This window comes from Sphingopyxis granuli NBRC 100800, assembly GCF_001591045.1.
In the GTDB taxonomy this organism is placed as follows: domain Bacteria; phylum Pseudomonadota; class Alphaproteobacteria; order Sphingomonadales; family Sphingomonadaceae; genus Sphingopyxis; species Sphingopyxis granuli.
This window is the reverse complement of sequence record NZ_BCUA01000096.1, coordinates 1-13,099: the sequence shown is the minus strand read 5'-3', so window position 1 is coordinate 13,099 and position 13,099 is coordinate 1. Positions and strand designations below refer to the sequence as shown.

General features: G+C 69.8%; 9 protein-coding genes. 2 read left to right on the top strand and 7 right to left on the bottom strand.

The genetic code is table 11. The features are described 5' to 3' along the window. The 6 genes from SGR02S_RS16840 to SGR02S_RS16815 form a co-directional block, all read right to left on the bottom strand. Window positions 1-226: hypothetical protein (locus tag SGR02S_RS16840; RefSeq protein WP_218000142.1), on the bottom strand; the 226-nt coding region annotated here is incomplete at its 3' end. Further along, the gene (locus tag SGR02S_RS16835; protein ID WP_311880232.1) at window positions 223-1,563 is read right to left on the bottom strand and encodes a sensor histidine kinase; all 1,341 of its coding nucleotides are present in this window, start codon (window positions 1,561-1,563) and stop codon (window positions 223-225) included. The genes SGR02S_RS16835 and SGR02S_RS16840, both read right to left, overlap by 4 nt. Before the next feature lie 2 nt (window positions 1,564-1,565). After that, on the bottom strand, window positions 1,566-2,252 hold the full coding sequence (locus tag SGR02S_RS16830) for a response regulator transcription factor (RefSeq protein ID WP_067112595.1): 687 nt from the start codon (window positions 2,250-2,252) through the stop codon (window positions 1,566-1,568). A 79-nt stretch (window positions 2,253-2,331) separates the two neighbouring features. Then, window positions 2,332-3,210 carry a hypothetical protein gene (locus SGR02S_RS16825; RefSeq protein WP_067112592.1) on the bottom strand — a complete coding sequence of 293 codons (879 nt, stop codon included), beginning with the start codon at window positions 3,208-3,210 and terminating at the stop codon, window positions 2,332-2,334. Between the two features lie 113 nt (window positions 3,211-3,323). Further along, a complete protein-coding gene (locus SGR02S_RS16820) occupies window positions 3,324-8,366 on the bottom strand; it encodes a hypothetical protein (RefSeq protein ID WP_067112589.1) in 5,043 nt (1,680 codons plus the stop codon). Between the two features lie 19 nt (window positions 8,367-8,385). Further along, window positions 8,386-9,699, bottom strand: coding sequence for a tetratricopeptide repeat protein (locus tag SGR02S_RS16815; RefSeq protein ID WP_067112585.1), 1,314 nt, complete (start codon window positions 9,697-9,699; stop codon window positions 8,386-8,388). Window positions 9,700-9,874: 175 nt separating this feature from the next. Between SGR02S_RS16815 and SGR02S_RS16810 the strand changes: the two genes are divergently transcribed. Continuing rightward, window positions 9,875-10,423, top strand: a complete 549-nt coding sequence (locus SGR02S_RS16810) for a GNAT family N-acetyltransferase (protein WP_067112583.1) — start codon at window positions 9,875-9,877, stop codon at window positions 10,421-10,423. A 293-nt stretch (window positions 10,424-10,716) separates the two neighbouring features. Here the strand turns inward: SGR02S_RS16810 and SGR02S_RS16805 are convergent, their stop codons facing one another. Next, complete coding sequence (locus SGR02S_RS16805; RefSeq protein ID WP_067112580.1) at window positions 10,717-11,187, bottom strand: Lrp/AsnC family transcriptional regulator; 471 nt, start codon at window positions 11,185-11,187, stop codon at window positions 10,717-10,719. Window positions 11,188-11,284: 97 nt separating this feature from the next. On the opposite strand from SGR02S_RS16805, the gene SGR02S_RS16800 reads away from it, so the two are divergent. Continuing rightward, a partial coding sequence (locus tag SGR02S_RS16800; RefSeq protein WP_156483113.1) for a proline dehydrogenase family protein occupies window positions 11,285-13,099 on the top strand: 1,815 nt, incomplete at its 3' end.

The window sequence follows — 13,099 nt, the reverse complement described above, 5'->3', positions numbered from 1 at the left end:
CGCTGCGCCGCGTGATGCGCGTCAGCGCCGCGACGAGCGCCGGCCTGTCCTGCGCCTCGAACGCCGTATCGGCGGCGGCGAGGTCGGCGGCGAGCTGGCTGGCCCGCGATTCGGCGGCCGCGGCGGTGCGCGCCGCCGGCGGCTCCGAGCCGTGCGCGGCGCATCCGGACAGCGCTGCCCCCGCAAGGCCGATGCCCCATGTCCGTCCCCATTGGCGTCCGTTCATGCCGCTCCCTCTTTCACGACGAACCTGGCGCCCCGGTCGGATGGCATCAGGCGGATGGTCAGATCGTGGCGCTCGGCGATCGCGCGCGCAAGCGCGAGGCCGAGGCCGCTTCCCGGTATATCGTGCCGGGTGCCCGCGACGCGGTGGAAGCGCCGGAAGATTTTCTCGCGCTCGGCCTCGGGGACGCCCGGGCCGTCGTCCTCGACCGTCAGCACCGGCCCGGGCGCGAGCCCGAGCCGCACGCTGCCGCCTGCGGGGACGTATTTGAAGGCGTTGTCGAGCAGGTTGGTGACGAGCTGGCCGAGCTGCGTCTCCTCGCCGTCCATCGTCACGCCGGGTTCGACGACCCAGGTGAAATCATGCCCCGATTCCTCGGCGCTGTCGGCGTAAAGCTCGCAGATGCGCGTTACCATCTCGCTGAGGTCGACGGGCTTCAGCCCGTGCCGGTCGCCCTGCCGCGCCTTGCTCGCGGCGATGTCGAGCAGTGATTCGAGCATCGCGACGAGCCGCTTGATGTCGACGCGCGCCTCGATCAGCCGTGCCGCGACCGTCTCGCCCGGCCCCGCGGCGAGCGCCTTGGTCAGCCGCCCGTCGAGATGCATCAGCGGGGTGCGGATCTCGTGCGCGATCTGGTCGGTGGTTTCGCGATAGGCCTCGATCAGCCGCTTCTGCCGCGCCAGCGCCGCGGCGCTGTGCCCGGCCAGCTCGTCGATCTCGTCGCTTTCCGCGTCGGCGGTCATCGCGATCAGCCGCTCTTCGTCGGGATCGCGGAAGGCGTCGTTGATGCGCTCGATCCGCCAGTGCAGCCGCCCCGCCGCGATCTTGCCGAGGGTGCCGACGAGCAGCACGAACAGCGCGCCGCCGGCGAGGAAGACCAGCGCGACGCGCCAGCGCAGCGGCGCGCCGCCGCGCGTCTCGCGCGCGACGATCAGTTGCAGGTCGGGGCCGAGCCGCGTCGCGCGGGCATGGGCGCGCGTGCCTTCGCCGAGGCGGATCGACCCGCTTTCCGAGATCGCCGGGTCGAGCCGCGGCCAGGTGCGGATATCGCCCGCGATCCATCGCCCCCGCGCGTCGGCGAGCATATAGTGCGGCGCGCCGCCGTCCGACGGCGTGATCGCGAGCCGGTCGCGAATCCGGCGTTCGAGTTCGGCCCGGCCGCTCGTCGCATGGATGTCGGCAAGCCCCGCGAGATCAACGTCGACCGCCTTGTGCGCCGATTCGGCGACCGTCGCGCGGATGGTCTGGTCGGTGAGCGCCCACAGCGCGGCGAGCAGCACCATCGACAGCAGGATCGCGGCGAGGACGATCCGCGAAAAGATCGAGCGGCGCGCCGCCACCCTCAGCGCCCGTCGAGCAGGCGGTAGCCCGAGCCCCAGATGGTTTCGAGCGCGGGGGCGCCGAAGCCGTCCTCCAGCTTGCGGCGCAACCGGCCGACATTGACGTCGACGACGTTGGTCTGCGGGTCGAACGACATGTTCCACACGTCGCGCAGCAGCATCTCGCGCGTCACCACCTCGCCCGCATTCTCCATGAAATAGCGGAACAGCTCGAACTCGCGCGGGCTGAGCGCGAGGTGGCGGTTCTGGCGAAAGGCGGTGCGCGCCTTCACATGGCATTCGAAGGCGCCGTAGAGGATCACCGCGCTATGTTCGCGCCCCGACGCACGGCGATAGAGCGCGCGCAGCCGCGCCATCAGCTCCTCGGCCTCGAACGGTTTGGCGAGATAATCGTCGGCGCCGGCGTCGAGCCCTTCGGCGCGGTCGCTGGTGCGGCCGAGCGCCGACAGCATCAGCACCGGCGTGCCGACGCCGCTTTCGCGCAGGCGCCGGAGGATGGTCAGCCCGTCGAGATCGCCGAGCATGCGGTCGAGGATGATGACGTCGAACTTTTCCATCCCGGCGCGCAGCAGCCCGCCGGTGCCGCTATTCTCCCAGACGAGCGTATCGCCGCGCGCCGCCGCGAGTTCCTGAATCTCGCCGGCCGCGCGCTGGTCATCCTCGACATACAGGATCTTCAGCGTTTCCATGCTGTTGGCGCCATCTTCCCCCAGGATAAGCGACCCCGGCCCTTCTGGCATAGCCAGGGGGCCGGGGCAAGCGGGGCGCTCAGCCAAGGTCCTCGACCGACACCCAGCCCTGGGTGCCATAGCTGTCCTTGACCTCGATGAAGAGGCCGTTGCGCTGGCCGGTGGGGACAAGGTCGGTTCCGGCGCGCAGCGCGCGCACCGTGGCGGCGTCGGCGGCGGGGGCCGCGCGCATCACCGTGTCGATCGCGACCTGCGTTCCCGCTGACGCCGCGGCGGCCTGCGCCGGCCGGGCCTTCGGGATCGCGGCGATTGCCGAACCCTGTGCCGAGACGGCGTTGAACGCCTTGACGAAGGCCTCGACCAACATCTTGCCGTCCTTGCTGCCGGCGTAGCCGCTGGCGTTCGCCGCGGCGGACCAGGCATTGGCGCCGCCGAAGCTGATCGACGTCTTGCGCACTTCGCCGGTGCCCGCGACGATCGCCTGGCCGGTCGCCGGGCTGAGCAGCTTGATGCCCGCCGCGACGCGCTTCTTCTTGCCGCCGAGGCCGCCGAAGGCGCCGAACAGCGCGCCGCCCACCGGCACCTTGGAGATGATGCTGGTCGCGGCGCCTGATCGGACGAGACCCTCGACCGCCGCCGACTTCGCCATCTCGACCGACTTGTCGACCTCTTCCGAATCGCCCGCGACGACGTTCATCAGGAAATCGGCGGGGGTGCCGCTCGCCGGGCTGTGCGGGGTGAAGCAGCCCGATTCGATCGCGAGCGAATTGATCAGCTCGCGCGGGGAGCCGAGGCCGTAGTCGGACCAGCCCTGCGTGTCGCCTTCGACCACGGCGATGGTGCCATAGCTTTGCGCGCATTTGTTGAGCGCGACCGCTTCCTGCTCGGCGGCCATCGCCGCTGGGGCGGTGCCGGCCAGCAGCGCGGTGGCGGTGATCAGCGTAACCTTCGTCTTCATGGAAATTCCCTCCCTTGGCTTGTGGGTCGCGCCGATCATGCCGGGCACGGCCGGCGCGGCCCACACACCAAGGCTGTCAGAGAGATGACAATCGCCGTTAGGGACCGGCGATCTCAGGGCATCGGGGGCGCGGGGGGTTGCGCGGCGAAGGTCGCGACGCCGCTGACCGCCAGGCTTCCGTCCTTGATCGCATAGCCGAGGCCGACATGCGATGCCCCCGGTCCGAACAGGGCGCCGCGCACATCGCTCGAACAGCTGACCGTGCAGCTCGCGGCGGTCGTTCCGCTGATCATCGGGGCGCCTTCGAACGCGGTCCGGTCGAGTCCCAACAGGTTCTGGCCGCCGTTGGCCGGGTTGGCCGCGCCGCCAGCGGTTCGGACTTCCCATCCATATTGATCGATGGCGACGGCGAAATCGAAACCGACCTTTTTCGTCGCGAAATCGACCGCAAGGTTGCCGGTGAAGGTGCCGGGTTCCAGATTACCCGCGCGGTCGACCGGCCGCGTCTGGCCGATCAGTTGATATTCGACCCCGCCGCTGGTCGGCAGCGCCGATGCCAGCGTGCCCGTCAGGATCGGATTGCCCGAATTGGGCAGCTTGGGGTTGCTGGCCCCGACATTATTGACGTCGAGCCAGCGTGCCCAGCCGATCACGCCGTTGACGCTGCCGCTTTCCTCTGCCGGCCCGCGATGCTCCGGCAGGACGCCGACCGGCGATCCGTTGCTGCGCGTCCATTGGGTGACCATCCCGTTCGCGTCATATGTGACCTTTGAATTATAGGCGGAGTCGTTGGTCCGGGCGTAGGTCACGTTGAGCACATATTGGTTGGTATATTCGCCGGTCGAGAAGGTCGGGGCGGGCTGTGCCTCGAAGGCCGCGACGCCGATCACCTCGTTGGTCGAACTGCCCAGCTGGACGACATATTCGAGGCCCAGTTCCTTGCCGGCGGGTCCCGCTAGGAAACCGCTCCAGATCGCCCGGCAGCTGGTGGTGCAGGTGCCGCCCGTGCTCGTCACATTGCCGTTCGCGCCGATGGCATAGAAGGCCCCGTTGGAGAGCGAAAGCTCGCTCGCCGACAGATTGGCGAGCCCGCCGGCGGTCCGGGCCGTGAAGCGATCGCTGTTGTAATCGAACACCAGGTCGATCCCGACCTTGGCCTGCGCGCCGAACTGCACCGCCGCGGCGCCGCTGACCAAAGTGCCCGGCGCGTTGGCGCCATAGCCCTGCGTCGGCCGCGTGCCGCCGACGAGCTGATAATCGACGCGGCCCGAAGCGGGCAGGGCGGTGGCCGGGGTGCCGATGATGAAGTGATAGCCCTGGTTGTCGGACAGCGTGACGGGCCCGCGGCCGCCGGTGCCGGCGTTGCGCCGCATGTCGAGCAGGCCGCCGGTCCAGCGCGTCCATTGCAGGACGCCGCTGTCGCTCGCGCCGCTGTCGGCGTGCGTCGCGGTGCCGATCCGGTCGGACCCGCCATAGGTGCCGAGGGTGCGCACCCCGACGATCGCGCCGCTCGCGTCGACCTCATACCCCTGGTTCGCATTGGGGCTGGAGGTGACCGACAGGTTGATCGGGTGGATGGTATAGGCGTCGTAGGTCGAGCTGAGCCGCGCCTCCGAACTGAAGAGGTTCGACGTCACGAAGGTCGGCTCGGGCGGCGGGCCTCCCGAAAGCGTGCCGTTGCCGAAGATCGCCGCGCCGATCGCCGCCTTGGCGTCGCCCAGGTCATTGTGCGCGGTATAGGTCAGGCCGAGCTGGTTCGCGTTGCCCGCGAAAACGCCGTTCGCGTCGAACTGGCAATGCGCGGTCTGGCAATCGGCGCCCGCGACCCCCGGAACGAGAATGCGGAAATTGCCGCCGCTCGCCAGGGAAAGGGCGGTCTGCGACTGGGTCGGGTCGGTCACGCCGCCGGCGGTCGCATAGCGGAACGTCCGGTCGGGCTGGCCGACGAGGCCGGGCATCGTCACCGTGGCGTCGAAAGCGACCTTGGGCGCGGAACCGAGGACGATCGCCATGTCGCCGGCGAACCCCCCTGCCGGCAGCGAGCCGTCGACCATCGTCGGCCGCGTCGCGGCGAGCAGGTCATAGGCGATGACCCCCTGCGCCGGCAGCGCGAAGCCCGCATCGACCGGCCGCGCGAGCAGATAGTGAAAGCCCTGGTCGGCGCTGAGCGTGAAGGGATTCGCGCCCGTGTTGACGCCGTCGGTCCAGCGGCCGATCACGATGTCGGCGTTGCCCGATATGTCGGTGGCCGTCGTCGTCCCCCTGGTCCGCGTGACGCCGCCCGCCCGCGTGTAGCTGGTCAGGCCGCCGTCGCCGTCCAGCGCATAGGCGGTGGTGGTGAAGCCGGCTTCGCTGCCGGGCACCGTCTGCCCGTTGCCGACGTTCAGCGTGGTGACGAAATTGACCGCCGCCGTCGCCGGATTGAAGCCGCCCGCATAGGCAAGCCGCGGCGGCTGGGGAACGCTGTTATACTGCGGGTCGGGGGGCGTGTTGATCGGCAGGCCGGCGAACTGGTCGGGGTCGGCGCCGGTGCCCAGCCAGGCGAGATAGTCGGTCAGGAAGACGAGCGTCGTGTCGGAAAGCTGCGCCTGAAGCACCCCCGCGTCGCCGAGCAGCGCCAGATAGGTTTCGACCTGTTCGGGGGTCAGCGCCGTATAGTCGGACGGCCGCCCGCCGCCGAGGATGAAGGCGTACCAGGCCTGCACGGCGGCGAGATAGTCCGAATAGACGGGCAGGGCGGCATATTTCAGCGGATCGCCGCCGGCGCGCACGAAGGCGTAATATTGCGCGAAGAAGGCGTTGAGGCTCGCGTGCGAGGCGAAGCCGCCAGCCGCGTCGAGCGCCGCGAGATAGGCGTTGATCTGCGCCTGCGTCAGCGCCGCATAGCCCGTCGGCAGGCCGCCGCCGGCGAGATAGGCGTAATAGGCGTTCAGCGCCGCGACATAGTCGGCATAGACGGGCAGCCCGGCGAAGCCGTTGGGCGCGCCGCCGCCGGCCAGATAGGCGAAATAGGCGTCGAGCAGCCCGGCATTGGCGCCGAGCAGGTCGCCCGTCTGCCCCGCTGCGGCGATCGCCGAGAGATAGGCGCGCAGCGTCGCGAGGCTCTGCGCGTCATAATCGGCGGGCAGTCCGCCGCCCGCGAGGAAGGCCGCATAGGCGTTGAGCGCGGCGGCGAAGGCGGGATAGTCGGGCGGCACCGGCAGCCCGGCGAACAGGTCGGGATCGCCGCCGCCGGCGACGAAGGCGAAATAGCCGGCATAGAAATCGGCGAGGCTGTCGAGGAAGGCCCCGCTCGCGCCCGCGCTGTCGAGCGCGGCCAGATAGGCGCGGATTTGCGCCTGCGTCAGCGCGGTATAGCCCGACGGCACGCCGCCGCGCGCCAGATAGTCGTAATAGGCCGCGAGCGCCTGCGCATAGCCCGTGAAGACGTTTGCGTTGAGCCCCGCGAAGGCATCGGCCTGGCCGCCTCCCTGAAGGAACGCCAGATAGGCGGCGAAGAAATCGGCCCGCTCGCCGAGGAAGCGGTCGAGCGCGCCCGCCGCCTGGAGCTGCGCGAGCCAGGCCTGAAGCTGCGCGAGATCGGCGCCGCTGTAGGCCGAGGGCAGGTTGCCCGCGGCAAGAAAGGCGAAATAGGCGTCGAGCTGGCTGGCATAGCCCGCGAAGACATTGGCGGGCAGGCCGGCAAAGGCGTCGGGCGCGCCGCCGCCCTGGAGGAAGGCGAGATAGGCGGCATAGAATTGCGCCTTGTCGCCCGTCAGCGTCGCCAGCAGCCCGGCGCTCGACAGCGTCTCGAGATAGGCGCGCAGCGTCGCCGCGTCGAGCGCGGCATAGCCGCTCGGCAGGCGGCCGCTTGCCAGCCATGCGAAATAGGCGTCGAGCGCGTCGCGATACTGGCCTGCGAAGGCGAGGCCCCCCTTGTCGAGATAGGCGGCGAGCAGCGCGCGGTCGGCCGCGCTCAGCGCCTCGGCCAGCCCGCTGTCGGACAGGAAGCGGATATAGGCGTCGAGCGTCGCGGCGCTCGCCTGCGTGAAATCGGCCGGCACGCCGCCGCCGCGGATGAAGGCGAAATAGGCCTGCGTCAGTTCGGTGAAGCCTTGCCCGAAGCGGTCGGGATCGCCGCCGCCGCGCAGGAAGGCGAGATAGGCGTCGACCAGCGTCCGGTCGCGTGCGGCGAGTTCGGCGAGCCGTCCGCTGCGCGCCGCATAGGCGAGGAAGGCGTTGATGTCGGCAAGGCTCGCGCGTTCGAAGCGCGACGGCGCCGCGCCAGAGCGGATCAGGTCGAGATACTGGCCGAGGAAGCCGGCATAGGCGGTCAGGAAGTCGGCCCCGCCGCGCCCCGAGGCGAGCCAGCCCAGATAGGTGCGGATGATGTCGGCCTGCGCGGCGGGGAAGGGCGTGCCGCCATAGGCGCGCTCCAGCCCGCCCGCGGCGGCGACCAGCCGCGCGAGGTCGCCGCTCGGAAAGCGTTCGATCGCGGGGTTGGCGACCGCGGCGTCGACGCGTCGTGCCGCCGCCAATATGTCGCTCGACGCGCCCGCGGCGGCGAGCGCGTCGCCCAGCGTCACCGGCACGCCGTTCTGCGCCGCCGCCGCCGGGCCGTCCGCCGCCATGTCGGCGACCTGCGCCGCATCGTCGCTCGCGTCGGGGGTGGTCTGCGCCCCGTTCGACACGACCAGCTCGGGCTTCCTGCCCGGCGCGACCGCGAACATCTCGCCGGTGCCGAAGCGGCGCAGCGCGTCGGCGCGGCCGATGAACGCCTGTCCGGTCAGCACATGGCCGCGCGCGGCGCCGTCGGCGGCGACGCTGAAGCTCGCCGCCGATCCGCGCCCGCTCACGCGCCCCTCGACCCCATCGGGCATCCGCACGATCGTCGTGGCGTCGCCCCCGGCGACCGTCACGCTGCCGGCATAGAGGTCGACCGTTCCGTCGGCATTGATGCGATAGTCGGCGGTGTCGAGCACCGACACGACGGCGCCATTGTCCAGCCGGACCTGCTTCAGCCCCGCGGTCTGGTTGACCCGCTCGCCGATCTGCGGCTGCGTCTCGCCTTTCGACGAGAAGAGGATGTGCGCGGCGAACGCGGGGGTGGCGAGCGACAGGCTGGAGGCGGTGACCATCAGCGCGGCGCCGAGGCGAAGCTTCGGATTAGGGGTCATGGCGATATTCTCCCGCGGATCAGAATTCGAGGCGGAGGCCGGCCGACACGGTCCAGCGCTCGTAATCGTAAAGGGCGATGTTGCTCCAGTTGCGCGACCAGGTGGCGCGCGGCTGGAAGAAGAGGGCGTCGGTCAGCGCGACCTTGACCCCGGCGGTCAAATCGACCCGCTCGTCCTTGCGGCGGGTCAGGAACAGCGCGTCGGGCTGGTCGTAGCGGCGCAGGTCGAAGGCGGCGCCGGCGACCAGCGCCACCCTGGCCGCGACGGGAAATTCACCGCCGATGTTCGCGCCGGCGAACCAGTTCGATTCGGCGTCGCCCACCTGCCGGCGCGTCTCTTCCTTGCCGCCCGACACGCCCGCAGCGAGCGTGCGCGTCACATAGCCGACGCCGACGGCATAGCGGTCGGCGTCGCGCAGCGGCGCGCCGTCGTAATCGAACCGGTTCCACTGCGCCGACAGGGTCAGCGCGCGGCCGCCGGCGAGCGGCTTCGTATATTGGCCGATGACGCCGTAAGAGGTGCGGTAGCCGTCGTGGCCCAGCCAGAATTTCTGCACCTGCCCCGACAGCGAGACGACGTCGCGATTGGCGAAGCTGTGGGCATAGCCCGCGGTGCCGGTCAGCGCCGCCTGGTCGAAGGCGCGGCTGTCGACATTGTCGCGCCAGTTGCCGAGCGCGCTGGCGAACAGCCGGTCCTGCCGCCCGATCGCGGTGACGCCCGACACGCCGCCCTGGATTTCGTAATATTCGTCGCCGCGCGCCACCGCGCCCGGCCCGAGCGTGCCGGGGCCGAGGAAGCTGAACAACGGGATGACGATGGTGGTCAGGTCGGTCGCGGCGTTGATATTGTCGTCATAGCCGGCGCGGACGTCGAGGAACCCCGACACGTCGGACCCGCCGCCCCCGATCTGCCGGTCGAACTGGCGAACGAAGCCGGTGAAGCGCTGGCGCACCGGATCGGGCAGGCTGGGATCGTCGACCACGGTCGCGAATTCCTGCCGCGCGGTGTCGATGTCGCCCGCCATCGCATAGGCGCGCGCCAGTTCGGCGCGCGCCGGCGCATTGCCGGGCTGCACCGCAAGGACGCGCTGCAGCGCGATCACCGCCTCGCCATAATGGCCCGCGTCGAGCGCGGCGATGCCGAGCCGATAGTCGAAATCGGGATCGCCGGCACGCCGGTCGGCTTCGGCGGCAAGTTCGGCATAGACGCCGGCGGCCGGGTTGGCGGGGGCGGCGGTTGGGGGCGCTTGGGCCGCGAGCGCCGGCTGCGCGGCCAGCGGCGCGAGCAGCGCCAGCCCGATCGGCGCGGCAAGGGTCAGGAATCTGTTCGGCATAGGGTGAATCCGTCCGGTCGTTGGGTCCGGCACGATCTAGGATTCGGGCGGGGGTCCTGTCCGGTGACGATGTTCGTCGCAATGATGACAAAGGCTGACAGGAGATGGGAAAACGGGGCTTGCGGGTCGCGGTCCGAAGGCGCAGGGCGGTTTCCTCTTCCTCCCGATGGCTGCCATGTCCGACCTGTCCTGCCGCCTTGCGACCTTCGACGATCTTGCCGCGATGCGCGGGGTGATGACCCGCGCGATCGACGAGTTGCAGCAGGGTTTTCTCGATCCCGCGCAGGTCGCCGCGAGCCATGCGATCATGGGGCTCGATCGACAGCTCGTCGAGGACGGCACCTATTTCCTGGTCGAGATCGACGGATGCGTCGCCGGGTGCGGGGGCTGGAGCCGGCGCGCCACCCTCTATGGCAACGACGCAAGCGCGGGGCTGCGCGAACCGCGCCTGCTCGACCCGGCGCACGAGGCGGCGCGGGTACGCGCCATGTATACCCACCCCGATTTTACGCGGCGCGGGGTCGGACGCCATATCCTGGCGGCGGCGGAGACGGCGGCGGCCGCGGCGGGTTTCCGCGCGGCGGAGCTGATGGCGACGATGGCGGGCGAGCCGCTCTATCGTGCCTGCGGCTATCGGCCGAAGGAGGCGGTGCTCGACCGCGTCGGAAGCGTCGACATCCCGCTGCTGCGCATGGTCAAGCCGCTTACCCCTGCGGCGCCCTGACGCCTTTCGCTGCGGCCTCCGATGCGCGTCGGAGCGCGTGAATCAAAACCGGTATCTTATGATCTGTCCTGTCCAGGTTGAGGCGGCCTGATAAGCCCCTCCCCTTCAGGGGATGGGTTCGATTTCAAGCCAGACAGGACAGAGTCTGGCGGCGTCATCATGTCTGGATGAACCACGCCGTGTCCCCGCGAAGGTGGGGGCCCAGAGCGATGTGATGCCGGCCCCGGCTCTTCGAAGCTCTGGGCTCCCGCCTGCGCGGGAGCACGCGGCTCTGCAAGCCAGGACGATCCGTCCTAGCGCGCCGATTCGCAGATCGTCTCCATCGCGACGAAGGTCGATGTGCTCGCGACGTGCGGCAGGCTCGAAATCTTCTCGCCCAGCACGATGCGATAGCGGCGGATGTCGGGCGTGCGGACCTTGAGCAGATAGTCGAAGCCGCTCGCGATCATGTGGCATTCCTCGACCTCGGGAATCCGGCGTACCGCCGCGTTGAATTCGCGCAACGCCTCCTCGCGCGTGTCGGAAAGCTTGACCTCCGCGAAGGCGACATGGTCGAGGCCGACCTTGGCGGGATCGACGATCGCCCGGAAACCGATGATCAGCCCGCTGTCGACCAGGCGCTTGACCCGCTGCTGACAGGGCGTCTTCGACAGGCCGACGCGCTGCGCGAGCTCGGTATAGGTGATGCGTCCGTCGCGCCCCAGGATCGCGATGATCTTGCGGTCGAACTCATCCAATTCCACTATGATGCCGTCTTTCTTCATCCATTTTGCCTAACTTCTGTCCATATTTTGGTCAAACCGTAAAATAATTGCTTCATATCAGGGCAGATCGACCAATGGCTTTCTGTTATGACGAGCCATGACCATCGCCCCCGACCGCGCGGCTCTTCGCGCCCTCGCTCGCCGCCCCGAAACCGAAATCGTCTCCGATCTGCGGCGTGCGCTGGCGGATTCGCCCGCGACTGTCGAGGCGACGACGCGGCGTGGTCTCGCGCTGATTCGCAAGGCGAAGGCCGAGGGCGAGCGCGAAACGCTCGTCGCGCAGCTGATGAATCGCTACCGTCTTTCGACCGAGGAAGGCGTCGTGCTGATGTGCCTCGCCGAGGCGCTGCTGCGCGTTCCCGACAGCGCGACCGCCAATGCGCTGATTCGCGACAAGATCGCCGGACGCCGCTGGAAGGAGGGCGAGGACGAGGACAGCCCGCTGATCGTCGCGCTGTCGGCGCGCGGCCTGTCGCTCGGTTCGGCGACGCTGATGCTCGACGCGCTCGGCAGCAAGGCGAACCCGCTGACCCTGCTCAAGGCGATGGTCAGGCGCTCGGGCGAGCCGGTGATCCGGCAGGCGGCGCTCGCGGCGATGAAGCTGCTCGGCCAGCAGTTCGTGATGGGCCAGACGATCGATGCCGCGGTCAAGCGCGCCGACAAGGCGAAGACGGAGCTCGCGAGCTTCGACATGCTGGGCGAGGCGGCGCGCACCGCAGAGGACGCGCGGCGCTATTACGACAGCTATGCCGCGGCGATCGCGCGCATCGGCCGCGATGCCCGGCCGGGCGATCCCTTCGCCAACCATGGCATCTCGATCAAGCTGTCGGCGCTCCACCCGCGCTACGAATATCTGCAGGGCGACCGCGTCCGCGACGAGCTGATCCCCAATGTCGTCGAACTCGCGCGCGCCGCGCGCGCGGTCAACATCCCGCTGATGATCGACGCCGAGGAAAGCGACCGGCTCGAACCGCATATGGACGTCTATGCCGCGCTGATCGACGCGGGGCTGGCCGACGACTGGGCCGGGCTCGGCATCGTCATCCAGGCCTATCAGCCGCGCGCGCCCGAAGTGATCCGCTGGGTCGCCGCCAAGGCGCGGGCGCGCGGGGTCAAGCTGTCGATGCGGCTCGTCAAGGGGGCCTATTGGGATACCGAGATCAAGCGTGCGCAGACGCTGGGCCTCGACGATTTCCCGGTGTTCACCGCGAAGAATCACACCGATCTCAACTATATGGTCTGCGCGCAGATCCTGCGCGAATGCCAGGATTGCCTGTTCCCCGCCTTCGCCAGCCACAATGCGATGACGCTGGCCTTCGTCGCCGAACTGTTCGACGGCGCCGATTATGAATTGCAGCGCCTGCACGGCATGGGCGAGGGCGCCCACGACGCGATCCTCGCGCTGTCGCCGCCGCCGCGCCCGGTGCGCGTCTATGCGCCGGTGGGCACGCACCGCGACCTGCTCGCCTATCTCGTCCGCCGGCTGCTCGAAAACGGCGCCAACTCCAGCTTCGTGCACCAGTTCTCCGATCCCGAGGTGACCGCGGAAGACCTCGCGGTCGACCCGCGCAGCATCGCGAGCGTCCCGACGACCATCCCCTCCGGGCTGCACCTGTTCGACCCGGCGCGGCGCAATTCGCGCGGCTATGACCTCGGCGATCCGGGAGTGCCGGAGGCGCTGATGGCCGCGATCGCCGGGGCGCGGCGCGGCGATGTGGTCGCCGCGCCGATTGTTGGCGGCGCGGCGCGGGATGGCCGGCCCGAGCCGGTGCGCAATCCCGCGACCGGCGCGACCGTCGGCCAGGTGATCGAGGCCGATGCCGCGGCGGTCGACGCGGCGGTCGCGACGGCGCGCGCCGCGCAACGCGACTGGAGCCTCGCCGGCGGCGCCTTCCGCGCCGAACGGCTCGAA